The sequence below is a fragment of the Paraburkholderia sp. BCC1884 genome (genome assembly GCF_900996225.1).
In the GTDB taxonomy this organism is placed as follows: Bacteria; Pseudomonadota; Gammaproteobacteria; order Burkholderiales; family Burkholderiaceae; genus Paraburkholderia.
This window is the reverse complement of record NZ_CAAJGL010000125.1, coordinates 1-527: the sequence shown is the minus strand read 5'-3', so window position 1 is coordinate 527 and position 527 is coordinate 1. Positions and strand designations below refer to the sequence as shown.

General features: G+C 71.9%; 1 protein-coding gene. It reads left to right on the top strand.

All coding sequences use genetic code 11. The features are described from left to right. Positions 1-527 (top strand): MFS transporter (locus FQ705_RS29290; protein WP_144147637.1); only part of this gene is annotated, 527 nt, incomplete at both ends.

Sequence of the window (527 nt, the reverse complement as noted above, 5' to 3'; positions counted from 1 at the left end):
GGCGATCGCGGCCATCATCCTGTCGGCGGTGCTGCTCGCCAGCAGCCCGACCATCGTCCCGGTGATGGCGGCCGAGGTGTTCCACGGCTTCGCCAGCTGCATGCTGACGCCGGCCCTGGCGGCCATCTCGTTCGCCCTGGTGGGGCGCGCCAACCTCGGCGACCGGCTCGGCCGCAACGCGCGCTGGGCCTCGATCGGCAGCGCGGTGGCGGCGGGACTGATGGGATTGACGGGCGAATACATCTCGGCGCGCGCGGTGTTCTGGCTGACCGCCGCGATGGCCATGCCGGCGCTGGTCGCGCTGGCGATGATCCAGCCCACCCACACGGTAGTGGCGCCCGCCACGGGCCGCGCGCGCGATGCCGTCGAGGGCGAGCGCGAGACCATCTTCGACCTGCTGCGCGACCGCCGGATGCTGGTGTTCGCGGCCTGCGTGGTGCTGTTCCACCTGTCCAACGCGGCGATGCTGAACCTCGCCGCGGGCGAGGTGACGGCCGGCATGGGCGACAACGTGCAATTGGTGATCG